29 protein-coding genes are annotated in these 22,135 nt (G+C 68.6%); 1 reads left to right on the top strand and 28 read right to left on the bottom strand.

The window, feature by feature from the left end; genetic code table 11:
- The 20 genes from rplF to AB0N63_RS11255 all read right to left on the bottom strand — a co-directional run bounded on the left by rplF (position 1) and on the right by AB0N63_RS11255 (position 10,772).
- Positions 1 to 540, bottom strand: a complete 540-nt coding sequence (gene rplF, locus AB0N63_RS11350; protein WP_009190142.1) for a 50S ribosomal protein L6 — start codon at positions 538 to 540, stop codon at positions 1 to 3.
- 24 nt (positions 541 to 564) lie between these two features.
- Positions 565 to 963 carry a 30S ribosomal protein S8 gene (gene rpsH, locus AB0N63_RS11345; RefSeq protein WP_009190141.1) on the bottom strand — a complete coding sequence of 133 codons (399 nt, stop codon included), beginning with the start codon at positions 961 to 963 and terminating at the stop codon, positions 565 to 567.
- Between the two features lie 213 nt (positions 964 to 1,176).
- On the bottom strand, positions 1,177 to 1,362 hold the full coding sequence (locus AB0N63_RS11340) for a type Z 30S ribosomal protein S14 (RefSeq protein ID WP_003948630.1): 186 nt from the start codon (positions 1,360 to 1,362) through the stop codon (positions 1,177 to 1,179).
- Between the two features lie 5 nt (positions 1,363 to 1,367).
- Positions 1,368 to 1,925, bottom strand: a complete 558-nt coding sequence (rplE, locus tag AB0N63_RS11335; protein ID WP_009190140.1) for a 50S ribosomal protein L5 — start codon at positions 1,923 to 1,925, stop codon at positions 1,368 to 1,370.
- The gene (rplX, locus tag AB0N63_RS11330) at positions 1,925 to 2,248 is read right to left on the bottom strand and encodes a 50S ribosomal protein L24 (protein ID WP_009190139.1); all 324 of its coding nucleotides are present in this window, start codon (positions 2,246 to 2,248) and stop codon (positions 1,925 to 1,927) included. The genes rplE and rplX overlap by 1 nt, the downstream gene beginning before the upstream one ends.
- 2 nt (positions 2,249 to 2,250) lie before the next feature.
- A complete protein-coding gene (gene rplN, locus AB0N63_RS11325; RefSeq protein ID WP_003998823.1) occupies positions 2,251 to 2,619 on the bottom strand; it encodes a 50S ribosomal protein L14 in 369 nt (122 codons plus the stop codon).
- 188 nt (positions 2,620 to 2,807) lie between these two features.
- Complete coding sequence (gene rpsQ / locus AB0N63_RS11320; RefSeq protein ID WP_365527239.1) at positions 2,808 to 3,092, bottom strand: 30S ribosomal protein S17; 285 nt, start codon at positions 3,090 to 3,092, stop codon at positions 2,808 to 2,810.
- Positions 3,089 to 3,313, bottom strand: a complete 225-nt coding sequence (rpmC, locus tag AB0N63_RS11315) for a 50S ribosomal protein L29 (protein WP_018564811.1) — start codon at positions 3,311 to 3,313, stop codon at positions 3,089 to 3,091. The genes rpsQ and rpmC overlap by 4 nt, the downstream gene beginning before the upstream one ends.
- The gene (gene rplP / locus AB0N63_RS11310; protein WP_009190136.1) at positions 3,313 to 3,732 is read right to left on the bottom strand and encodes a 50S ribosomal protein L16; all 420 of its coding nucleotides are present in this window, start codon (positions 3,730 to 3,732) and stop codon (positions 3,313 to 3,315) included. The genes rpmC and rplP overlap by 1 nt, the downstream gene beginning before the upstream one ends.
- A 5-nt stretch (positions 3,733 to 3,737) precedes the next feature.
- Positions 3,738 to 4,568, bottom strand: coding sequence for a 30S ribosomal protein S3 (rpsC, locus tag AB0N63_RS11305; protein WP_009190135.1), 831 nt, complete (start codon positions 4,566 to 4,568; stop codon positions 3,738 to 3,740).
- Positions 4,568 to 4,915 carry a 50S ribosomal protein L22 gene (gene rplV / locus AB0N63_RS11300; protein WP_027757868.1) on the bottom strand — a complete coding sequence of 116 codons (348 nt, stop codon included), beginning with the start codon at positions 4,913 to 4,915 and terminating at the stop codon, positions 4,568 to 4,570. Before rplV ends, rpsC begins: the two co-directional genes overlap by 1 nt.
- Positions 4,916 to 4,959: 44 nt before the next feature.
- Entirely contained in the window at positions 4,960 to 5,241 is a 282-nt protein-coding gene (rpsS, locus tag AB0N63_RS11295) for a 30S ribosomal protein S19 (protein ID WP_086726223.1), read from the bottom strand.
- Between the two features lie 12 nt (positions 5,242 to 5,253).
- Positions 5,254 to 6,090, bottom strand: coding sequence for a 50S ribosomal protein L2 (gene rplB / locus AB0N63_RS11290; protein ID WP_009190132.1), 837 nt, complete (start codon positions 6,088 to 6,090; stop codon positions 5,254 to 5,256).
- Between the two features lie 40 nt (positions 6,091 to 6,130).
- On the bottom strand, positions 6,131 to 6,550 hold the full coding sequence (rplW, locus tag AB0N63_RS11285; RefSeq protein WP_019980875.1) for a 50S ribosomal protein L23: 420 nt from the start codon (positions 6,548 to 6,550) through the stop codon (positions 6,131 to 6,133).
- On the bottom strand, positions 6,550 to 7,206 hold the full coding sequence (gene rplD, locus AB0N63_RS11280; RefSeq protein WP_365527233.1) for a 50S ribosomal protein L4: 657 nt from the start codon (positions 7,204 to 7,206) through the stop codon (positions 6,550 to 6,552). Before rplD ends, rplW begins: the two co-directional genes overlap by 1 nt.
- Positions 7,207 to 7,214: 8 nt before the next feature.
- On the bottom strand, positions 7,215 to 7,859 hold the full coding sequence (rplC, locus tag AB0N63_RS11275) for a 50S ribosomal protein L3 (RefSeq protein WP_009190129.1): 645 nt from the start codon (positions 7,857 to 7,859) through the stop codon (positions 7,215 to 7,217).
- A 16-nt stretch (positions 7,860 to 7,875) separates the two neighbouring features.
- On the bottom strand, positions 7,876 to 8,184 hold the full coding sequence (gene rpsJ, locus AB0N63_RS11270; RefSeq protein ID WP_003948644.1) for a 30S ribosomal protein S10: 309 nt from the start codon (positions 8,182 to 8,184) through the stop codon (positions 7,876 to 7,878).
- A gap of 491 nt (positions 8,185 to 8,675) precedes the next feature.
- Complete coding sequence (locus AB0N63_RS11265; RefSeq protein ID WP_365527230.1) at positions 8,676 to 9,287, bottom strand: hypothetical protein; 612 nt, start codon at positions 9,285 to 9,287, stop codon at positions 8,676 to 8,678.
- A 105-nt stretch (positions 9,288 to 9,392) separates the two neighbouring features.
- Complete coding sequence (locus tag AB0N63_RS11260) at positions 9,393 to 10,106, bottom strand: serine/arginine repetitive matrix protein 2 (RefSeq protein ID WP_365527228.1); 714 nt, start codon at positions 10,104 to 10,106, stop codon at positions 9,393 to 9,395.
- Positions 10,107 to 10,229: 123 nt separating this feature from the next.
- On the bottom strand, positions 10,230 to 10,772 hold the full coding sequence (locus AB0N63_RS11255) for a MarR family winged helix-turn-helix transcriptional regulator (RefSeq protein ID WP_365527226.1): 543 nt from the start codon (positions 10,770 to 10,772) through the stop codon (positions 10,230 to 10,232).
- A gap of 265 nt (positions 10,773 to 11,037) precedes the next feature.
- On the opposite strand from AB0N63_RS11255, the gene AB0N63_RS11250 reads away from it, so the two are divergent.
- A complete protein-coding gene (locus tag AB0N63_RS11250) occupies positions 11,038 to 12,564 on the top strand; it encodes an MFS transporter (RefSeq protein ID WP_365527223.1) in 1,527 nt (508 codons plus the stop codon).
- Positions 12,565 to 12,799: 235 nt separating this feature from the next.
- On the opposite strand, the gene gdhA is transcribed toward AB0N63_RS11250, so the two are convergent.
- The 8 genes from gdhA to AB0N63_RS11210 all read right to left on the bottom strand — a co-directional run bounded on the left by gdhA (position 12,800) and on the right by AB0N63_RS11210 (position 22,064).
- Positions 12,800 to 14,158 carry an NADP-specific glutamate dehydrogenase gene (gene gdhA / locus AB0N63_RS11245; RefSeq protein WP_365527221.1) on the bottom strand — a complete coding sequence of 453 codons (1,359 nt, stop codon included), beginning with the start codon at positions 14,156 to 14,158 and terminating at the stop codon, positions 12,800 to 12,802.
- Positions 14,159 to 14,458: 300 nt separating this feature from the next.
- Entirely contained in the window at positions 14,459 to 14,923 is a 465-nt protein-coding gene (locus AB0N63_RS11240) for a hypothetical protein (RefSeq protein WP_365527218.1), read from the bottom strand.
- A gap of 126 nt (positions 14,924 to 15,049) precedes the next feature.
- On the bottom strand, positions 15,050 to 16,855 hold the full coding sequence (locus tag AB0N63_RS11235; RefSeq protein WP_365527216.1) for an alpha/beta hydrolase: 1,806 nt from the start codon (positions 16,853 to 16,855) through the stop codon (positions 15,050 to 15,052).
- Positions 16,856 to 16,864: 9 nt separating this feature from the next.
- On the bottom strand, positions 16,865 to 17,305 hold the full coding sequence (locus AB0N63_RS11230) for a hypothetical protein (protein WP_365527214.1): 441 nt from the start codon (positions 17,303 to 17,305) through the stop codon (positions 16,865 to 16,867).
- A 539-nt stretch (positions 17,306 to 17,844) separates the two neighbouring features.
- Positions 17,845 to 19,242 carry a type VII secretion-associated serine protease mycosin gene (gene mycP, locus AB0N63_RS11225; RefSeq protein ID WP_365527212.1) on the bottom strand — a complete coding sequence of 466 codons (1,398 nt, stop codon included), beginning with the start codon at positions 19,240 to 19,242 and terminating at the stop codon, positions 17,845 to 17,847.
- A gap of 164 nt (positions 19,243 to 19,406) precedes the next feature.
- On the bottom strand, positions 19,407 to 20,966 hold the full coding sequence (locus AB0N63_RS11220) for a translation initiation factor IF-2 (protein ID WP_365527209.1): 1,560 nt from the start codon (positions 20,964 to 20,966) through the stop codon (positions 19,407 to 19,409).
- 58 nt (positions 20,967 to 21,024) lie between these two features.
- Positions 21,025 to 21,513, bottom strand: coding sequence for a hypothetical protein (locus AB0N63_RS11215; protein WP_365527592.1), 489 nt, complete (start codon positions 21,511 to 21,513; stop codon positions 21,025 to 21,027).
- A 257-nt stretch (positions 21,514 to 21,770) separates the two neighbouring features.
- The gene (locus AB0N63_RS11210) at positions 21,771 to 22,064 is read right to left on the bottom strand and encodes a hypothetical protein (RefSeq protein ID WP_365527206.1); all 294 of its coding nucleotides are present in this window, start codon (positions 22,062 to 22,064) and stop codon (positions 21,771 to 21,773) included.
- Positions 22,065 to 22,135: the final 71 nt, after the last annotated feature.

Below are 22,135 nucleotides of genomic sequence, written 5' to 3'. Positions count from 1 at the left end.
TTACTTACCCGCCTTTCCGACCTTGCGGCGGATGACTTCGCCCTCGTACTTGACGCCCTTGGCCTTGTACGGGTCGGGCTTGCGCAGCTTGCGGATGTTGGCCGCAACCTCGCCGACCTTCTGCTTGTCGATGCCCTCGACCGAGAAGCGGGTGGGGGCCTCCACCTTGAAGGTGATGCCCTCGGGCGCCTCGACGGTGATCGGGTGGCTGTAGCCCAGCGCGAACTCGAGGTTCGAGCCCTTGGCCGTCACGCGGTAACCGACACCGCTGATCTCGAGCTTCTTCACGTAACCCTGGGTCACGCCGGTGATCATGTTCGCCACCAGCGTGCGGGACAGGCCGTGCAGGGCCTTGTTCTGACGCTCGTCGTTCGGGCGGGTGACGTTCAGAACGCCGTCCTCACCCTTGACGATCTCGATCGGCGCGGCGACGGTGTGGGTCAGTTCGCCCTTGGGGCCCTTGACCTTGACCGTGCGGCCGTCGATGGTGACGTCCACGCCGGCGGGAACCGTGATGGGGAGCTTGCCAATACGCGACATAGCTGTTTCCTCCGTTCCCTTCCGTTACCAGACGTAGGCGAGGACTTCCCCACCCACGCCCTTCTTGCCGGCCTGCTTGTCGGTGAGGAGCCCGTGCGACGTGGAGATGATCGCCACGCCGAGGCCGCCGAGCACCTTCGGCAGGTTGGTGGACTTCGCGTAGACCCGGAGACCGGGCTTCGAGATCCGCTTGATGCCCGCGATGGAGCGCTCACGGTTCGGGCCGTACTTCAGCTCGAGGACGAGGTTCTTGCCGACCTCGGCGTCCTCGGTCTTCCAGCCGGTGATGAAGCCCTCCTGCTGGAGGATCTCCGCGATGTGCGACTTGATCTTCGAGTGCGGCATGGTCACGGTGTCGTGGTATGCCGAGTTCGCGTTCCGCAGACGCGTGAGCATGTCTGCGATCGGATCAGTCATGGTCATGAATTGGCCTTCGGCCTCTCTCGCCGGGGTTTCCTGGTGCGCCATCCCTCTCCCCGATCCGAGACGGGACGGGTGCGGCGCGGTGGACCTACGGCGTAGTAAGTCGTTTAGGGCGCGGCAGGCGCCCAACCCCACAAGCCTAAGGCATGGGGGATGGGCCGCCTGCCGACCCCGGTTGCTTACCGAGAGTCCTGATTCAACCCAAGTGGGTTGTTACCAGGAGCTCTTGGTCACGCCCGGCAGCTCGCCACGGTGAGCCATCTCACGAAGGCACACGCGGCACAGGCCGAACTTGCGGTACACGGAGTGCGGACGGCCGCAGCGCTGGCAGCGGGTGTAGCCGCGCACACCGAACTTGGGCTTGCGAGCAGCCTTCGCGATGAGAGCCTTCTTCGCCATCTCGCTCACGCCTCCTTGAACGGGAAGCCGAGGTGACGGAGAAGGGCACGGCCCTCTTCGTCGTTGGTCGCCGTGGTGACCACGGTGATGTCCATACCCCGGACACGGTCGATCTTGTCCTGGTCGATCTCGTGGAACATGACCTGCTCCGTGAGACCGAAGGTGTAGTTGCCACGGCCGTCGAACTGCTTGGGGGACAGGCCGCGGAAGTCGCGGATGCGCGGGAGCGCCAGCGACAGGGTGCGGTCCAGGAACTCCCACATGCGGTCGCCACGGAGCGTGACGTGGGCACCGATCGGCTGACCCTCACGCAGCTTGAACTGCGCGATGGACTTACGGGCCTTGGTGACCGCCGGCTTCTGGCCGGTGATCGTGGTGAGGTCGCGGATGGCGCCCTCGATCAGCTTGGAGTCGCGGGCGGCGTCGCCCACACCCATGTTGACCACGATCTTGACGAGGCCCGGGATCTGCATGACGTTCTCGTACTTGAACTCGTCACGCAGCTTGGGGGCGATCTCGTCGCGGTACTTCTGCTTCAGACGCGGGGCAGTGGTGGTAGCCATCAGATGTCCTCACCCGTCCGCTTGGCAACGCGGATCTTGTTGCCGTTCTCGTCGAAGCGGTAACCGACGCGCGTGACGACCTTGTTGCCGTCCTTCTCCACGACCAGCTGGACGTTGGAGACGTGGATCGGGGCCTCGGTGGTCACGATGCCGCCGGCCTGGGAACCGCTGGCGGTCGGGCCGGCCTTGGTGTGCTTCTTGACCCGGTTGACACCCTCGACCAGGACGCGGTCCTCGCGGGGGTAGGCCGCGATGACCTTGCCCTGCTTGCCCTTGTCCTTACCGGTGATGACCTGGACCAGGTCGCCCTTCTTGATCTTCATGCTCACAGCACCTCCGGCGCGAGGGAGATGATCTTCATGAACTTCTTCTCGCGCAGCTCACGGCCCACGGGGCCGAAGATACGGGTGCCGCGAGGGTCGCCGTCGTTCTTCAGAATGACGGCGGCGTTCTCGTCGAAGCGGATGTACGAGCCGTCCGGACGGCGGCGCTCCTTGACGGTGCGAACGATGACCGCCTTGACGACGTCACCCTTCTTCACGTTGCCACCGGGGATCGCGTCCTTGACGGTGGCGACGATGACGTCACCGATGCCCGCGTAGCGGCGACCGGAGCCACCGAGCACACGGATGCAAAGGATTTCCTTCGCACCAGTGTTGTCGGCGACACGCAGCCGCGACTCCTGCTGGATCACGTCTATCTCCTGGATGTCTGCCGGTTCCCGGCGGGCTCCGTGAACGACTCACGGAGCCCACCGAGCCTGGCGGAACTGTCCTGCGGTTGGTCCCCGCAGGAATTACAGGCCGGGGGCGGCGCCCACCGGCCCGAAGGTCCGGGGGCGAAGCCCCCAGCGGGGGTCAGCGGGGGCGAGGCCCCCGCTTGCTACTTCGCCTTCTCGAGGATCTCGACGACGCGCCAGTGCTTGCTGGAGGACAGCTTCCGGGTCTCCATCAGGAGGACGCGGTCGCCGATGCCGGCAGCGTTCTGCTCGTCGTGCGCCTTGAGCTTGCTGGTGCGGCGGATGACCTTGCCGTACAGCGCGTGCTTGACGCGGTCCTCGACGGCGACGACGACGGTCTTGTCCATCTTGTCGCTGACGACGTAACCCTCACGCGTCTTGCGGGCGTTCCGCTCAGTCTTCTGCTCAGTCACGTTGTTCTCGCTCATGCGTTCTCCACCGTCTCGATGCCCAGCTCACGCTCGCGCATCAGGGTGTAGATCCGCGCGATGTCCTTGCGGACCGCCTTCAGACGGCCGTGGTTCTCGAGCTGGCCCGTCGCCGCCTGGAAACGGAGGTTGAACAGCTCTTCCTTGGCCTCGCGGAGCTTGCCCAGAAGCTCCTCGTTGCCCAGCTCGCGCAGCTCGGACGCCTTGGTACCGGCCGACATCACGCTTCACCTGCCTCGCGCTTGACGATCCGGCACTTCATCGGCAGCTTGTGGGCCGCACGGGTCAGCGCCTCACGGGCGATCTTCTCGTTCGGGTAGGACAGCTCGAACATCACCCGACCGGGCTTGACGTTCGCGATCCACCACTCCGGCGAACCCTTACCGGAACCCATGCGGGTCTCGGCGGGCTTCTTGGTCAGCGGACGGTCCGGGTAGATGTTGATCCAGACCTTGCCGCCACGCTTGATGTGGCGGGTCATCGCGATACGAGCCGCCTCGATCTGGCGGTTCGTCACGTAGGCCGGGGTCAGCGCCTGGATGCCGTACTCGCCGAACGCAACCTGCGTTCCACCCTTGGACATACCGTTGCGCTTCGGGTGGTGCTGCTTGCGGTGCTTGACCCTACGGGGGATCAGCATTTCGGTCAGGCCTCCGTTCCGGTGCTCTCAGCCGGAGCGGCAGCGGCCGGAGCCTCGGCCTTGGGGGCCTCGGCGGCCGGAGCCGACTGCTGCTGCGGCTTGCGACCGCGCCGCTCGCCACCGCGGCCACCACGGGCCGGGCGGTCGGCGCCACCACGGGCCGGGCGGTTGCCCGCACGGGCGGCGGCGTTCTCGGCGCGGACCTCGGCGATGTTCTTCACGTCGCCCTTGTAGATCCAGACCTTCACGCCGATGCGGCCGAAGGTCGTCTTGGCCTCGAAGAAGCCGTAGTCCACGTTCGCGCGGAGCGTGTGCAGGGGCACGCGGCCCTCGCGGTAGAACTCCGAGCGGGACATCTCGGCGCCGCCGAGGCGGCCGCCGCACTGGATCTTGATGCCCTTGGCGCCGGCCTTCATCGCCGACTGCATGCTCTTGCGCATGGCACGGCGGAAGGAGACGCGGGAGGAGAGCTGCTCGGCCACGGCCTGGGCAACCAGCTGAGCGTCGGTCTCGGGGTTCTTGACCTCGAGGATGTTCAGCTGGACCTGCTTGCCCGTGAGCTTCTCGAGGTCGCCGCGGATGCGGTCGGCCTCGGCGCCACGGCGGCCGATGACGATGCCCGGACGCGCGGTGTGGATGTCCACGCGGACGCGGTCACGGGTGCGCTCGATCTCCACCTTGGAGATGCCGGCGCGCTCCATGCCGGACGTCATCATCCGACGGATGGCGACGTCTTCCTTGACGTAGTCCTTGTACAGCTTGTCGGCGTACCAACGCGACTTGAAGTCGGTCGTGACACCGAGCCGGAACCCGTGCGGGTTTACCTTCTGGCCCATTACCGGGTTCCTTCCTTGCTGCTGACGACCACGGTGATGTGGCTGGTCCGCTTGCGGATCCGGTAGGCACGGCCCTGGGCACGCGGACGGAACCGCTTCAGGGTCGGGCCTTCGTCGACGTAGGCCTCGGAGATGTAGAGGCTGTCGACATCGGTGTGGTCGTAGTTGTGCGCGGCGTTGGCAATGGCGCTGTCCAGCACCTTGCCCACCGGCACGCTCGCGGCCTGCGGGGCGAAACGCAGGACCGCCTGAGCCTCCGCGGCGTCCATGCCACGGATGAGGTCCACCACACGGCGGGCCTTCATGGGCGTGACGCGGATGTACCGCGCCTGGGCCCTGGCTTCCATGGTTGTCCCTTCAGTGTTTGTCATGATCTTTCACACCCCGCTGACTAGCGGCGCTTCGACTTCCGGTCTTCCTTGACGTGACCCCGGAAGGTGCGCGTCGGCGAGAACTCGCCGAGCTTGTGGCCGACCATGGACTCGGTGACAAACACCGGGATGTGGGTCTTGCCGTTGTGCACCGCGATCGTGTGGCCCAGCATCGCCGGGACGATCATCGAGCGGCGGGACCAGGTCTTGATGACGTTCTTGGTGCCGGCTTCGTTCTGGACGTCCACCTTCTTCATGAGGTGGTCGTCGACGAAAGGCCCCTTCTTCAAGCTACGAGGCATCTCAACCCGTCCTTAGCGCTTCTTGTTCGTCTTGCGGCGGCGGACGATGTACTTGTTGCTCGCCTTCTTGGGAGAACGAGTACGACCTTCCTTCTGACCCCAGGGGCTGACCGGGTGGCGACCACCGGAGGTCTTGCCCTCACCACCACCGTGGGGGTGGTCAACCGGGTTCATCGCCACACCGCGAACGGTCGGGCGGACGCCCAGCCAGCGCTTGCGGCCGGCCTTGCCCCAGTTGATGTTGCTCTGCTCGGCGTTGCCGACCTCGCCGACCGTGGCGCGGCAGCGCTGGTCGACCAGGCGGATCTCACCGGACGGCATGCGGAGGTGGGCCATCGTGCCCTCCTTCGCGAGCAGCTGCACGGAGGCACCGGCGGAACGGGCGAACTTGGCGCCGCCACCGGGACGGAGCTCGATCGCGTGGATCGTGGTACCGACCGGGATGTTGCGGATGGCCAGGTTGTTGCCCGGCTTGATGTCGGCCCCGGGACCGTTCTCCACGCGGTCGCCCTGCTGCAGGTTGCGCGGGGCGAGGATGTAGCGCTTCTCGCCGTCGGCGTAGTGCAGCAGCGCGATGCGCGCGGTGCGGTTGGGGTCGTACTCGATGTGCGCGACCTTCGCCGGCACGCCGTCCTTGTCGTGACGACGGAAGTCGATCACGCGGTAGGCGCGCTTGTGTCCGCCACCCTGGTGGCGAACGGTCACACGACCGGCGTTGTTACGGCCGCCCTTGCTGTGCAGCGGGCGGACCAGCGACTTCTCCGGCGTGGACCGCGTGACCTCGACGAAGTCGGCGACGCTGGAGCCACGACGGCCCGGAGTCGTCGGCTTGTACTTGCGGATACCCATTTCTCAGTCCTCGTCCGATATCGGACGATCCAGACCGCCGTCAGGCGGTCGGACCGCCGAAGATGTCGATACGGTCGCCCTCGGCGAGGGTCACGATCGCGCGCTTGGTCGCCGCGCGCTGGCCGAAGCCGGTGCGGGTCCGCTTGCGCTTGCCCTGGCGGTTGATCGTGTTGACCCCGGTGACCTTGACCTCGAAGACCGCCTGGACGGCCTGCTTGATCTGGGTCTTGTTGGCGTTCGGGTCGACGATGAACGTGTACTTGTTCTCGTCGAGGAGCGCGTAGCTCTTCTCCGAGACGACCGGCTTGAGCAGCACGTCACGGGGGTCCGTGTACGACTTGCTCAGCGGGGTCTCGACGGTGTTCTTGCCCTCGGCGGCGTGACGGCGCGCCTTGGCGACGCGCGCGGCCTTGGCGGCCTTGGCGGCCTTCGAGGCGATGGAGGGGTGACGCGTAGCCATCAGGCCTCGCTCCCTTCGGTGTCGTTGGCCTTGTTCGGGCCGGCGACGAAGGACTCGAAAGCGGCCTTGGTGAAGACCACGTCGTCCGAGACGAGAACGTCGTACGTGTTCAGCTGGCCCGGCTCCAGGATGTGGACCTGGGGCAGGTTGCGGGCGGACAGCCACGCGGCCTCGTCGGAGCGGTCGGCGACGAGCAGCAGGTTCTTGCGCTCGCTGATCTTGCCGAACAGCGTCTTGGCGGCCTTGGTGGAGATCTCGCCCTCGACCACGCCGGAGACGACGTGGATGCGGTTGTGGCGGGCCCGGTCGGTGAGGGCGTGGCGCAGGGCCGCGGCCTTCATCTTCTTCGGGGTCCGCTGCGAGTAGTCGCGCGGCACGGGACCGTGCACGACGCCACCACCGGCGAACTGCGGCGCGCGGGTCGAACCCTGACGGGCGCGACCGGTGCCCTTCTGGCGGTACGGCTTCTTGCCACCGCCGCGGACCTCGCCACGGGTCTTGGTCTTGTGGGTGCCCTGACGGGCAGCGGCCAGCTGCGCGACGACGACCTGGTGGATCAGCGGAACGCTGACCTTCTCAACGTCGAAGATCTCCGCGGGGAGCTCGACGGTACCGGCCTTCTCGCCCGCCGGCGAAAGGATGTCAACAGTGCTCATCGGTTACCTCAGGCCCCCTTGGCCGCGGTGCGGACCAGGACGAGGCCGCCGTTCGGACCGGGAACCGCGCCCTTGATGAGCAGCAGACCCTTCTCCGCGTCAACGGCGTGGACGGTCAGGTTCTGGGTGGTGACCCGCTCGTTGCCCATACGACCCGCCATGCGGAGGCCCTTGAACACACGGCCCGGGGTGGCGCAGCCACCGATGGAACCGGGCGAGCGGTGCTTGCGCTGGGTGCCGTGCCCGGCGCCGAGGCCACCGAAGTTGTGGCGCTTCATGACACCGGCGAAGCCCTTGCCCTTGCTCTTGCCGGTGACGTCGACCTTCACGCCGGCCTCGAACACCTCAGCGGTGATCTCCTGGCCGAGGGTGTACTCGGCGGCGTCCGCGGTGCGGATCTCGACGAGGTGACGGCGAGGGGTGACGTCGGCCTTGGCGAAGTGGCCCTTGAGGGGCTTGTTCACCTTGCGCGGGTCGATCTCGCCGAAGGCGATCTGGACCGACTCGTAGCCGTCGACATCGTTCGTACGGACCTGGGTGACGACGTTGGGGCCGGCCTTGACGACGGTGACCGGAACAACACGGTTGTTCTCGTCCCACACCTGCGTCATGCCGAGCTTCTCGCCCAGGATGCCCTTGATCTGCTTAGCCATTCTCAGCCCACCAGCCTCAGAGCTTGATCTCGATGTCGACACCGGCCGGGAGGTCGAGTCGCATCAGAGAGTCAACGGTCTTGGGGGTCGGGTCGAGGATGTCGATCAGGCGCTTGTGCGTGCGCATCTCGAAGTGCTCGCGCGAGTCCTTGTACTTGTGCGGCGACTTGATGACGCAGTACACGTTCTTCTCAGTGGGCAGCGGCACCGGGCCCGCGACCGACGCACCAGTGCGGGTCACCGTCTCGACGATCTTCTTCGCCGAGGAGTCGATGACCTCGTGGTCGTAGGCCTTGAGCCGGATGCGGATCTTCTGTCCCGCCATGGCTACTTCGTAGTCCTGTCTCTTCTCACGCTCTGGAACCCGGTGTGCTTCCGCGGTTTCCCTTGGTCCTTCGTGTCACTCTCCGACCCACGCGGTCGGGCGTGTCGCGCTCCCGCTGACACAGATGTCCCTTGTTCGAACATCCCTGCGGGATTGCACACGGCCCTACCGGAACCGCGAGCCGGGGATCGAAGACCCACCGGGCGCCTGGCCGGTGCCGCGCCCACGCTTCCCGGAAGATTCCCGTACGTCCGCCCCAGCGCTGCCTTTCGGCAGTTAGGGCGACGAGTACTGTGGGACTCGCTTCCGGTCCTCCCGGCGGGAGGCGCGCAGCATCAACACTCGACCGAGCAACTCGGACAGTCTGCCATACGCCACGGCGGCCTGGCCAATCGAGCCGAAGAGATTACCCCGGGAGTGACGTAGGTCAAACCGGTGGCCGGAGGCCGGGAGGGGACGGGTCCCGTCGGGAGGCGGCCGACGGGACGTGATCAGTACTGGGTGCCGAGGTCCGTGCCCTCGGGGGCACGCCAGCAGCCGGACACCACGTTCAGCGAGAGCAGCGGATCCTTCTCGTGCGGATCGGCGGGCGTGGACACCATGAGCACGGCGTGCACGGAGAAGCGCTCCTTCTGCGAGTCCGCCGTGAGGAACAACGACCCGGCCTCGCTCTTCTCATGGCCGTACTCGACGATCTTCCAGCCCCTCTTCGGCAGTTCCTCCCGCAACCGCTGGAAGCCCGCCCTCAGCTCGTCCTCGGTGGCTCCGTAGACCGACCAGGGATGAGCCGTCTTGTAGAGATGGTCCGGGTCCTCGTCGCAGGCCGCGATCCCGGGGCCCGGCTCCGTGACCTTGGCCGTGCGCATGTCGATCATCTCGTAGACCGAGCTGGACACGGCCTTCGCCCTGGCGCGGGCCTCGTCCACGCCCAGCGTGGGGTACCCGGCGGCGGTCTCGGAGCCGGAGGAGTGCTGCGTCGAAGGCGAGTGCCCGTTGTGGTCCACGGTCCTGGAACATCCTGCGGTGAGAAGGAGGACTACGGTCATGGCGGCGGCGAGGCCGCACGAGGCCTCGCGGTACCGCTTCCTCAGTGGGCTGCGCATCGAGATCACCCTTACGGGGCGGGCGGCGGCACCCCTAAACGATCAGACTTCTACGCCACCGGTCGACGCCTCCGGTCGAACCGCCGGCCCAGGTCGAGCCCCGGCTCAAAACCCGGGCGGGGGCGGGGCTCCCGGGGTGGGGCCGTACGGAGGTGGCGTCCCCGGGGCGGGGCCGTGCTGCGGCAAAGGGGCACCCCACTGCGGGGGCTGGGTCCATGCGGCGGCGAGGCGGCGGCGGTGGCCGCCTCGGCGGACGGCGGTGACGACGCAGATGGTGACCGTCGCGGCGAGTGCGGCGATGAAGCAGCCGATCCCCGCGGCGATGCCGCCGACCGTGGAGCCGACTTCGGGCCTGTCGCCGAGCGCGAACCGGGCCGGCAGCTCCGAGGTGCAGGTGAGCGTGTAGTCGCCGCTGCCGCCGGGCTTCACCTCGAAGACCCGCTCCCAGGTCCTGGCCCCCGAGGTGATACGGAAGGTGCTGTCCGGCCGGGTGATCGAACCGGAGGGCATCCCCGGGATCCGGCACTCGACGTGCCCCGGTCCGGACTGGGAGACGTAGACCGCCTTGGTCTCCCCCGCGACGAAGCGGAACGTCCGCGCCCCGCCGCCGGCGAAGCTGCGGGCCGTGTCGACCGAGTCCACCGTGTCCTTCACCGTCACCGCGAGGAGGACGGCGCCGGCGACGGCCAGGACGACGCCCAGCATCGCGCCCACCACGTACCAGAGGCGGCGCGGCCGCAGGTCCTTCGCCGGGATGCTCGGCGCGGAGGGCGGCGGGCCGCCGTAGTACCCCCACGGGGGCGGGTTCTGTATCGCCACGGTGACGCATCGTACGGGAGTTCCCTGCGGGGAGGGTGTCCCTGCGTCCTGCCCCGCTCCGCCGGGCGCGGGGTGGGGCAGCGTCGGCGTGGACGCCGGGCGCGGGCGCGGGGCGGGGAGCCGTCAGACGGGGTGTTCCGTAGTGCGCGGCGGCCGCGGCGCGGGGGTGTCGGCCGCGGGGCCCGTACAGGGGTCGGCGGCCGTGAGGCGGGCACGGTCGGTGCCCGTACGGGACAGGTGCAGGGTGAGCAGCGACTCGGTCAGCGCGGCCGCGGAGGCCTCGTCCAGGGGGGCGACGAAGTCGCGTTCCACGCGTTCGCGGGTCTCTTCCGCCTCGGTGAGGCACACCCGGCCGGCCGGGGTGAGCGTCACCACGTTGCGGCGCCGGTCGCGGTCGCTGCGGTGGCGCTCCACGTACCCCTTGCTCTCCAGCGAGTCGATGACCCCGACCATCGTCGTGCGGTCGACCTCGAGCCGGGCGGCGATCTCCAGCTGGGACGGCTGTTCCGGCGAGGCGGCGATCACCGCCATGACGCCCAGTTCACGCGGGAGCAGGCGGAAGGGCGCCAGCGCGGCCTCCATCTCGGCCGCCATCGCCAGGTAGGCGTGCTTCAGGAGATATCCCAGCCGACGGGAAAGTACATCAGGGGGACCCTCATCCTTCATGCGGGCAGCGTACACTTCACTGACCATCAGCCATACTGACGATCGGCTTCCATGACCGATCACTGGTCCGTTCGAGTCACCGCGGAACGGGACACCCGGTACCACCGAGGTCCGCGCAGTCCCCGTTCCCCGCGGGACCGGCCCTCAGGGGCGGGCGCCCCACCGCCGTGGCGCCCCGCAGCCGGCGCCCCACCGCCCCGCACCCCCACACCCACCCGCGGACCACGCACGCCACCATCACGAGCAAGGAAGTGACGTTCTCGTCATGAACGACTCTCCCCCGGCCGAGGCCATACGCACGGCTCCGGCCCCCACCGCGCACGGCACCGCCGACGCCCCCGACCCCCGCCGCTGGTGGGGTCTGGTGGTCATCGCGCTGGCGCAGTTGATGGTGGTCCTCGACGCGACCATCGTGAACATCGCGCTGCCCTCCGCGCAGAAGGCCCTCGGCATGTCCGACGGCAACCGCCAGTGGGTCATCACCGCCTACACCCTCGCCTTCGGCGGCCTGCTGCTGCTCGGCGGCCGCATCGCCGACCTGGTCGGCCGCAAACGCACCTTCATCATCGGCCTCATCGGCTTCGCGGTCGCCTCCGCGATCGGCGGCGCGTCCGGGACCCCGGGCATGCTGTTCGCCGCCCGCGCGCTCCAGGGCGTGTTCGGCGCCGTCCTCGCGCCCTCCGCGCTCTCCCTGATGACGACCACGTTCACCGACCCGCGCGAGCGCGGGAAGGCGTTCGGCATCTACGGCGCCATCGCCGGCGCGGGCGCCGCGATCGGCCTGCTCCTCGGCGGCATCCTGACCTCGTACGCGAACTGGCGCTGGTGCCTGTACGTGAACATCCCGATCGCCGTCGTCGCGGTCGTCGGCGCCCTCATGCTGCTGCACGACCGCCCGGGCCACCGCGAAGCCCGGCTGGACATCCCCGGCGTCATCCTCGGCTGCGGCGGCCTGGTCGCCGTGGTCTACGGCTTCTCGGAGGCCGAGCCGCGCGGCTGGAGCGACAGCCTGGTCGTCAGCCTGCTGATCGGCGGCGTGGTGCTGCTGGCCGCGTTCGTCGTCTGGCAGAACTACGCCAAGCACCCGCTGCTGCCGCTGCGCATCCTCGCCGACCGCAACCGCGCGGGCTGCTTCCTGACCATGGGCCTGGCCACGATCGGCATGTTCGGTCTGTTCCTGTTCATGACCTACTACTTCCAGGGCATCCTCGGCTACACCCCGGTCCGCAGCGGTCTGGCGTTCCTGCCGATGTCCGCGATGATCATCCTGGGCTCCACGCAGATCTCCGCCCGGCTGCTGCCCCGTACGCCCCCGCGCCTGCTGATGGTGCCCGGCATGCTGCTCGCCGCGGCGGGCCTCGCCGTCCTCACCCAGCTCGGCGTGGACTCCGCGTACGCCACCCACGTCCTGCCCGCCGAGCTGCTGCTCGGCCTCGGCATGGGCCTGACCTTCATGCCGGTCTTCTCCACCGCGACCCACGGGGTGCGGCCGCAGGACGCCGGTGTGACCTCCGCGATGGTCAACACCTCGCAGCAGGTGGGCGGTTCGCTCGGCACGGCGCTGCTGAACACGCTCGCCACCTCGGCGACGAGCACGTACGTCGGCCGGCACCTGACGAACCCCGCGCAGAAGGCGCAGGTGCTGCGCGAGGGCATCGTGCACGGCTACACGCACGCCATCTGGTGGGGCGTGGCCGCGATGCTGCTCGCGGCGGTGGCCTCCGGCGTGCTGGTCGTCGCCCGGCCGACCGGCCGCGGGGGCGCCCCGGCGGGGGCGGCCGCCGCGCACTGAGCCGGCGGCGCCGACTCGGCTCACAACTCCCGCGCCCCGCCCCGGTTCTGCCGGGGCGGGGCGCGGGGGCGCGGGGCGTACGTGTGCGCGGGGGCGCACGGGAGGCGTGGACTGTGCGGCCGCCGCGGCGGAGGTGCGTCCATCGTTTCGCACACGCGTGTGACGGCACGCAGGTGACCGCACCAGCCGGTGTCGCTCGCTCACACGTGTGTCAGACGCCGCGCCGGACGACTGCCTAGATGACGCCCTGGGCGAGCATCGCGTCGGCGACCCGTTCGAAGCCGGCGATGTTGGCGCCGGTGACGTAGTCGCCGGGGGCGCCGTAGCGCTCGGCGGTCTCGTGGCAGGTGGTGTGGATGGCGCTCATGATGTGCGCGAGTTCCTCCTCCACCTTGGCCGGCGACCACGCCGTACGGGCGTGGTTCTGGGCCATCTCCAGCGCGCTCACCGCGACGCCGCCCGCGTTGGCGGCCTTGCCCGGGCCGAAGGCGACGCCCGCGCGCTGGAACAGGTGCACGGCCTCGGGCGTGGTGGGCATGTTCGCGCCCTCCGCGACCGCCTTCACGCCGTTGCGGACGAGGGCGGCGGCGTCGTTCTCGTCCAGCTCGTTCTGGGTGGCGGACGGCAGCGCGACGTCGGCGGGCACCTCCCAGACGCGGCCGCCGGGCACGAACCGGGCCGAGGCCCCGCGCCGCTCGGCGTACTCGCTGATCCGCCCGCGCTCGACCTCCTTGACCTGCTTGAGCAGCCCGACGTCGATGCCCTTGTCGTCGACGACGTAACCGCTGGAGTCCGAGCAGGTCAGCGGGTTGGCGCCGAGGGCGAGCAGCTTCTCGACGGTGTAGATGGCGACGTTGCCGGAGCCGGAGACGACCGCCGTCTGCCCCTCCAGGTCCTCGCCGCGCTCGCGCAGCATCGCCGCGGCGAACAGCACGCTGCCGTAGCCGGTGGCCTCGGGCCGGATCGCCGAGCCGCCCCAGCCGGCGCCCTTGCCGGTGAGGACGCCGGCCTCCCAGCGGTTGGTGATGCGCCGGTACTGCCCGAACAGGTAGCCGATCTCGCGCCCGCCGACGCCGATGTCACCGGCCGGCACGTCGGTGTGCTCGCCGATGTGGCGGTACAGCTCGGTCATGAACGACTGGCAGAACCGCATGATCTCCGCGTCGCTGCGACCGTGCGGATCGAAGTCGCTGCCACCCTTGCCGCCGCCGATGCCGAGGCCGGTCAGCGCGTTCTTGAAGATCTGCTCGAAACCGAGGAACTTGATGATGCCGAGGTTGACGGAGGGGTGGAAGCGCAGCCCGCCCTTGTAGGGGCCGAGCGCGCTGTTGAACTCGACCCGGAAGCCCCGGTTGACGTGCACACGTCCCTTATCGTCCTGCCACGGCACCCGGAAGATGACCTGCCGCTCGGGCTCGCACAGCCGCTCGATGAGTCCCGGTTCGGCGTACTCGGGCCGCGCCGCCAGCACCGGCGCCAGCGTGTCCAGCACTTCGTGCACGGCCTGGTGGAACTCGGGCTGGGCGGGGTTGCGCCGCTCGATCTCGACGCGCAGGGCGTCGAGCCGGGTCTTGGTGTCGTCTCGGGTCGTCACTGGGTCCCTTTCTGGCACGGCTGCTACCGGTGCGAGACCGGTGATGGGCGCTCGGCGCCGTTGCCGCGCGCAGGACGGGGCCGCGCCCCGGGAACCACTCTCCGGCGCACCGCACCGCCCCCGGGAAACGACCGACCCTTCAGTGTTACCCCTGTGTAAACCCCGAGGCCAGCATGGACGCGGCGACTGTCCGGAATCTGAGATCGGGAGGCGCCCGCAGGCGGTCCGCGCCCGCCTCTCGCCCGCGGGTACGGTGAGGAGCCATCTCAGCGCCGTGGTGCGCCCCAGGCGGGGCGCACGTCAGAAGCGCTCCACCGTTTCGCCGTCCGGGACCTTGTAGCAGCCGGACACGACGGTGAAGCTCAGTTTCGGCGGGTCGTTCTTCGCCATCTGGACGATGTTCACGCCGACCTTCTTCTCGTCGTTGTCCGCGGTCAGGTTGATGTTCTTGTTCTTGCTGGTGTCGGGACCGTACTCGGTGATCTTCCAGCCGTGCTTCGGCAGTTCCGCCCTGAGACGCCCCATCGCCTCGTCGAGGTCACGGGCCACGGCCGGGTAGAAGCTCCACGGGTGGAAGATGCGGAAGTACTTCTTGGTGTCCTTGCCCGGGCAGTCCATGACCCCCGGACGGCTGTCGGACGCCTTGCCCTTGACCCCGATCAGGTCGTAGATACCGCTGGACACCTTCTCCATCGCATCGGAGGCGTCCTTCGAAGTGCTCGTGGCGACCGAGGAGGTGTCGTCGGAGCCCGAGTCGTCAGTCATGCTGCATCCCGAAAGTGTGATCAGTGCGAGGGGTACGGCGAGCGCGGAGGCGCTCAGCTTGGTCTTCACGTCGGCAAGCCTTACTTCTTCGGGCCGGTCATCACGGCAGTGCCCCGGACATCGCTCCTACTTCACGTGCGCCCACGGGTCGGGCGGTGGCTTCAGCGCCACGTCGTCACCCTTCCCGACCACGACCAGGGCCTGATTCCGCAGGCTCTTGGAGTGCTCGTCCCAGTAGCCGCTGTGGCCTTCCGTGTCCGTGGTCATCTGGTTGGCCCCGAACTCCGGATCGCTGGGAATGATGAAGCCGTCCCCTCCGTGGCCCCAGCGGCCGATGTCCGGAACCGGGTCTCCATCGGCCTCCTCGTTCCACACGTGCCCCTTCGGAACGTCCAGCTCGTCGGCACCGGACACCCTGACGCCGGGGCTGCCCGCGAAGACGATGTCGTCCGCGTTCAGGTGTCCCGTCTGGGCCGCGGCGCCGACGAGGGTTGATCCGTACGAGTGAGCGATCACCGTGCGGTGCGGTGGGGAACCATCCGAGTGCGACACCTCGAGACCGTCGAGGAACTGGTTGAACGCCGGCGCGCCGTCGTACGCGTAGTGCTTGAACGGCGCGTCCTTGACGACACTGTCCGGTGCGTCATAGCCGAGCCAGGTGATGGTGGAGACGGATTTCCCGTCGGCTTCGTCATGGGCCGTGTGCCAGACCCTGACCATCCGGTTGATGTTCCCGTCGATGTTCCCCAGCTCCGACGTCGTCCCGGGGACGTAGACGGCCTGGTGGTCCGCGGTGTCCGGATTCCCGTTGGCGATGATGGCACGGCCGTCCCCTTCGGTGCTGAAACCGAGCAGGTAAGCCTCGGGCAGGCCATTGGTACCGGTCTCGTCGAAGCGGTCCTGGATCGCGTTCATGCCGTCGAGTGACTTGTGCGCGTTCTTCCTCGCCTCCTCCCAGTCCTTCCACGCCTGGGTTTCGACGTTGACGCCCTTCATCACCGTTCCCGTGTAGGGGTCGATGTAGGTCTGGAATCGTTCGGGCTCCGGGTGTTTCCTGAGCCAGGCCTCGTACTGACCTTGAGCGACCCCGTGTGCCTCGGCGAGGACCGTCCGGTTCGCCTCGTCGCGGACTGTGGCGGGAAGCCCGTCGAGCGCGCCCACGGAGTCGGGTCGCATCGAGATCCAGGCTGCCTGCTCCTGCGCGCTGAGCCCCTTCCACCACTCGGCGTTGGCCTTCGGACCGCCGTCCTCGGGAGGCTGCGGCAGCGAGTCGAGGTACTTCTTCCCCGCCTCGCTGACGCCGCTCGAGTCCGTGGACGCGTCGGCCCAGTCCTTGTCGGAGACGGTGAGGTCGTCGTCAGCCGTCAACGCCCGCACCTTCGGAGCCCACTTCTCGTCAGCCTCGGTCGCCTCCTTGAGGGCTCCCGCGATCTGATCCGCGTAGTCCTGTGCGAGACGGTGGTTCGGATTGGGATCGACGTTGGCCGCCTGGCGGCCGACCGCGGAGGCCGTGGCATCCGTGAGACCGCTCACAGTGCCGCCCTCGGGGACCTTGCCGTCCTCGCCCTTCTCACCGCTCGGAGGGTACGTGATCGAACCGTCGGCGTTCACGGTCAGCCTCGCGGCCCGCGCGCCGTCGAGGGCCGCCTCGAGTTTCCGCTTCGCCGCTCCGACCTCGTACGAGAAGGCCTCCAGGGCTGCGCTGACGAGTCCGCACTCGACCTGGGTGTAATGGAAGTCCTTGCCCAGCTCCGTCAGCTGACTGATCGCCGCGGTCGCCGCTTCGCCCTGGAGGGAGTTCCTCATGGCCACGGCGATCTGGTTCTCGATGCGGTCCTTGGCCGCGCTCGCCATGTCGGCCATGCTGCGGTAGCCGTCGGCCGCCTCCATGAACTCGGTCGGCTTCAGGGCCTTGAGGGTCGCGAGGTCCATGGCTTTTGGTTACCGCCCCTTGTCCTGGCCACCGACGGCCGGCGTGTCCGAGTACTCCACTCTCAGGTTGCCGATCTCGGCCTTGACCGATTCATCGGTCTTCAACTGATCGTTGCCCGCCTTCTGCAGGAGACCTGACAGCTTGCCGCAGCGCTCACCCACGCTCTTGGCATAGCGCTCCCAGGAGTCGTGCACGTCTCGCTGCGCACCGGCGGTCAGGCAACCGGCCTGTTCCCCCAGCCCCTTCTGGCCTTCCGCCAGCTTTCCCAGCGCCTTGGTGACGTCCTCACGGAGCGAACCGACATCCTGTCCCGCCTTTGACCAGGCCGGCTTGTTCGACACGAGCGTGCCGCTGCCGCCCGGGTCGGACGGTACGTGGTTCAGCTGCATCCGAGCGGCGTGCCGATCCGCCGCCGCGCTTTTCAACTGCTCCCATTCATCCCAGGCCACGCCTGATCGCCTCCCCGTGTCGATGAGTCGTCGTCGACCGGACTCAGACTCGCGACGCTGGCGTGTGCACGGTCTGGTCAGCGCCGCTCGGCATGTACCGTAGCGGCCTCACCGCGGGCGCCCCCATCCGCCTCGGCGACCAGACGAGTTGAGTATCCGTACTCATGCGGTTTCCGGCGCGGTCCATCTCCTGCCGGAGGCGTCACGACACGGGGCGGACCGACGCGTACGGGGCGAAGCCCTCCCCCCGGGGCGAGCGCTGGCCTGCGGCGTTCCCGGAGTCACGCACGTGCACGGTGCCGGGGGTGAGAGCGGAGCCCCCGATGACCCACATCCAGCCCGCTTCCTCAGGAACCAGTCGGCGTCGGGGCTCGCCGAACGCTTGGCGGCGATCACTCATCTCATCGCCTCACCTCTCGTCCCGTTACCCTGCGGGCCACACCGGATCCGCGTGCAGTGCCGCGCCGCTCCTACCGGTTCACGGGGTCCGGGCCTGTGAAGCCTCCTCCGCTTTTCACCTCGGCCGACCGTCGTTCTGCCTAGGCCACGGGCCCCCGGTCGCCGGTGGCGCACTGTGCCATGTACTGGGCTGTGGGGAGGTGCGCCGGTGGGAAATGCGGAGTGGCGCCGGAGTGCGGGACGACGATGACATAGGCGGATGGGTCGTTCGGCTGGAGGCCGGTCTGACCGTGTTGGCCGAAGGCGAAGGGGAACGTCCAGCCGTAGGCGTACCGGGTTCCCGTCCCCGGGAGGACGGTGACGGTGCCGGCACGGTCCGGGTAGGCGATCGTGTTCAGGTACTGGGTCGCCGCCGCTACGGCGTGCTCCCTGCTCATTCCTGCCACCGAGCGTCGGCGCCTGACGCGTGCGAGGACTGCGGCACCGCCGCCCAGGATGACGACCGCTCCGACGCCCAGGACGATCCAGAGCGCACTGTTACCGCTTTCCTCCCTGGTGGCGGAGGCGGTTGCCGCAGGTGTGTTCCTGTCCGGCACGGAGCCGCTCTCGCCCTTGGGGTCCGGGCTCTTCTCACTGGGCGACAGGGACGCGGCGGCCGCCAGGTCGGGAAGCGGGTAGACATCGGCGGGGCCCGGGTCGCCCGGGGTCTTCAACGCGATACGCGGACGGACGATCCCGTACCCGATGGAGTCGTTGCGCTTGGCACCGTCGGTCGGGCCGCCGATCGTGTTCAGCATGACGCGCAGGACCTGGTTGTTGGTCCAGGCCGGGTGCTTGGACCAGATCAGGGCGGCACTGGCGGAGGCGATAGCTGAGGCGTCGCTGGTGCCGTGGCCCTTGCAAAGGCCCGTCTTACCGCCGCACGCATGGACCATCTCGTCCCCGGGTGCGGCCATGTCCACCTGAGGGCCGAATTCGGATTCGCTGGTCCTACGCAGATTCTTGCCGACCGCTGCCACCCCGACGACTCCCGGAGTCGCCGCCGGATACTCGACCGGGTTTCCCTTGGCACCGTCGTTCCCGACACCGGCGAAAATGAGCGAGCCATGAGACAGGGCGTACTGCACCACAGCAGTGAGTTCCGGTGAGTTGAGCTGCTGCGTCATGGAGACATTGATGACTTGCGCACCGGAATCCGTCGCATAGCGGATGGCCTTGCTGAAGTACGAGGGCCCCGCGAATCCATTGATGTCGCTCGGTCCAGGCATACGGACAGGGAGAATCTTCACACCTGGCGCGAGCCCGAACGCTCCCTTTCCTCCACCATAGGCACCCGTACCGGCGATCAGTCCGGCCATACCCGTGCCATGGCCGTCGTAGTCCGTGTGTTCGTCACCGGCGCGTTCCGCAGGAGCGAGGTCCTTTCCGTCGAGCACCCGCCCCTTCAGATCGGGGTTGGCCGGGTCGACTCCGGTGTCGATGACCGCTACCGTGATGCCCTCGCCCGTACTCGTCCGCCACATCTCCTCGGCGTGCATGGCGTCCAGATGCCACTGCTGCGAACGCGTCGAGTCAGCGTGAGCCTGCGGTGCCGTACCTCCCACCAGGAGCAGGCCGACGGCCGTCGAGGCCGCAGCGGCACGGATCCCTCGCTGCCACGAGTTGGCCGCAGGCTTGCGCATGACGTTGTGTCCCCTGATCGTCAGTCGTTGGTCGGTGGTTCGTCTCGGCGGCCGTTCCTCCGCTTGTCCTTCCGCTGCTGCGCACCACCGGTCGAACGACTCGACGCGCCGCGAACGCCGTCCCTTGTGCGGGCCTCATTCGGCACACCCCCCGAGATGCCTCCCCGCGTCGGGGCGGAGGGTACCGGTGCACCAGGCCGCGCCGGAACGCGCCCAGTCTTCTGGGGCGTACCACCCACGATCCCGGCGCGCGGAGTGGCCGCAGAACGACCACCACCGGACCCCGTGGCACGACTGACCGGCTGCCCTGTCGCTCCGGCGTTCGACGCACGTTCGACTGCTCCCCGACCGGCTGCCTGTTCGCCACCAAACGAGGTGCCGGGCACGCGCCCCATGGACTTGCCGGTACCAGAAGGCGACGACGGACGCCCACCGACGATCCCCGAGTTGGCGGTGCCTCCCCGCCCGGAAGCCGGTGCCTGCCCTCCTGACACGGCGCGACCGAGCGGTTCGCCGGAAGTGGGCAGATTCCTGCCAGGAGCAGGAGCGGGGCTGCCCCCCGTGACTGCGCGGCCCACAGGTCGCCCGAGGGGCCCTTCGCCGGCCTGGATCGGCAAGCGTCCCCGGCCGAGCGGTCCCTCGGATCCGCCGGAAGCCGAAGGCAGACGTACCCACCCATGTGGCATCGGCGGAACCGATGCGGTCGTCGGCGGTACGGGCCCCGTTTCCGGACGCGTGGTCGTCGGTGGCCCTGCCACAGGCCCCGTGGAACGCTGGTGCACCTCAGGCGGCGCGGAAACGGTGTCGATGCCGACGTGTGCGTCGGGCGTGATCGTCGGTGGCTTCGAGGGATGGGGCGTGGACCCACCCCTGGTAGCCACATCCGGGTGAACGTGCGACCCAGAGGTTACGACATCCTTGTGCTCAGTTCTCGTGCTTCCGGCCGTCCCGGCCAGGCCAGAGGTGGAGCTTCCGCCGCCCGTACCGTGGGACGCAGACGCCGCCCCCGGACGAGCCAGGTCCTCATTTTGCTCGACAGGCTTCGGGGGAGCGATCGCAGCCGGCGGTGGTGGGAACTTCGGGCGTTCCAGGGTGTTCATGTGGGTGGAGGACGCCTGGTAGGACTGGGCCAGTTTGCGCATCTGGTCCGCCGCCTCTTGGCGGACCTTCTCCTGGTTCGCCTTCAGCGCCGCCAGTTCACTGGCGGACTTCGCGCGGATCGCCGCGGAGTCCGGGTCGTTGTGCGCGGCCGTCGCCGCGTCCAGGTTCGCCTGCGCGCCCTTCGTGTCCCGTGGGATCGACGCCTGAGCCGTCGCGATCGCCGTCGAGACGTGCCCCAGCTGCTCACCCGCCGCCTTGCTGAAGTCGGCGAGGCGCAGTGCGGAGTTGGCCAGTTCGTTGGCCCAGGAACGGAACGCCTCCGCGCCCTCGCCCTTCCACTCCACCACCTGCGGACGGACCTTCAGCTGCTCGCCGATCTTCTGGATCTCCGTCGCAGCCGTCGCCAGACGGCTCGCGGCGGCCTGCACCTCGCCCGAGTTCGCCTGGTCGAGCCACGCCAGCATCTGCTCGTGGCTCATGTTCTCGAAAGACGTACCACCGCCGGCCATCACTCATCCCCCGTCGCCTGGAAAACCATCAGATCGCGCCGCCCGTGTCGCCCGTCGACGGCTGCGCGGGCTGCTCCGGCTTCGTCCCGCCGCCGTGGCCGTGACCGCCGGCGCCGTCGTGCCGCGAGGGGTCGTAGCTGCCGCCGTAGTGCCTGGTCGTCTCCGTGCTGATCGCAGCCATCCGGTTGCGGACGTCCGCGTCGATGTTCTGGTAGCCCTTGTGCGAGGCCAGGACGGCGATGCCCATGCCCTCCATGGAGTCGGACAGCAGCTTCGACAGCGTCTCCAGTTCGGTGATCACCGTCTCGTACGCCGAGTACAGGCCGGCCGCCTCGGCCCACGCGCCGCCGCCACCGCCGAACTCGTGGCGGGTGAGCTGGTCCCGGCCCACCTTTCCCGGACCCGCCTGTGAGCCCTTCAGGTCGCGGACCAGGTCGTCCACCTTCTTGCGGAACTCCGTGAAGGACGACAGCTCCGTGTACAGATCGGCCGCGGCCCCACCGGCCAGGCCCGGCAGCCCGCCCAGGGCACCCAGGCCGGTCAGCACCGGCACCAGCGGTGACAGCGGCGCGTCGGTTCCAGCATCGCTCGACAACTCGGCACCCTCCCCCGTGTGTTCATTGGTGCAAGCTTGATGACAACTGTAGCTATGGGCGGTGACGGTGTGGACTCCAGCCGACCACGCACCGGTACCCATCGGTCACCGGTGCCCATTCAAACGGGCGTGCAGTGAGGTGCACATGAGTGCCGGTACTCATGTGCACCTCCGCCCCCTCACGGAGTCCGGCCGGGACCGGCGGCGGTGTCGGCCGTGGTCCGGCAGCCGAGGGTTTCCAGCGTGGCCGGGAAGTAGGCCCGCATGAACTTCTCGATGTCCTTGCGGTGGGTTCGGTCGGTGAGTTCGATGCGGGGCAGCTGGAGGGTGAGGGTGAAGTAGTTGCCGCCCTTGGTCCTGCAGGGCGCGGTGGAGATCGCTCCGTCGGTTCCTACGAGGGTGGGGTAGGGGGAGGAGAGGGGGCGGGGGTCTGTGACGCCTGAGACCGTTCCGGTGCCCTTGGCCAGGTACATGAGGTTTGTTGCGTTCTCGTCCCATGAAAATCGAAAGCGGATCACTGCACCCTGGTCTGACAGCACCAGGC

The organism is Streptomyces sp. NPDC093260, from assembly GCF_040683715.1.
Taxonomy (GTDB): Bacteria; Actinomycetota; Actinomycetes; order Streptomycetales; family Streptomycetaceae; genus Streptomyces; species Streptomyces sennicomposti.
The sequence above is the reverse complement of the archived record's forward strand: the minus strand, read 5'-3'. Positions and strand labels throughout refer to the sequence as shown.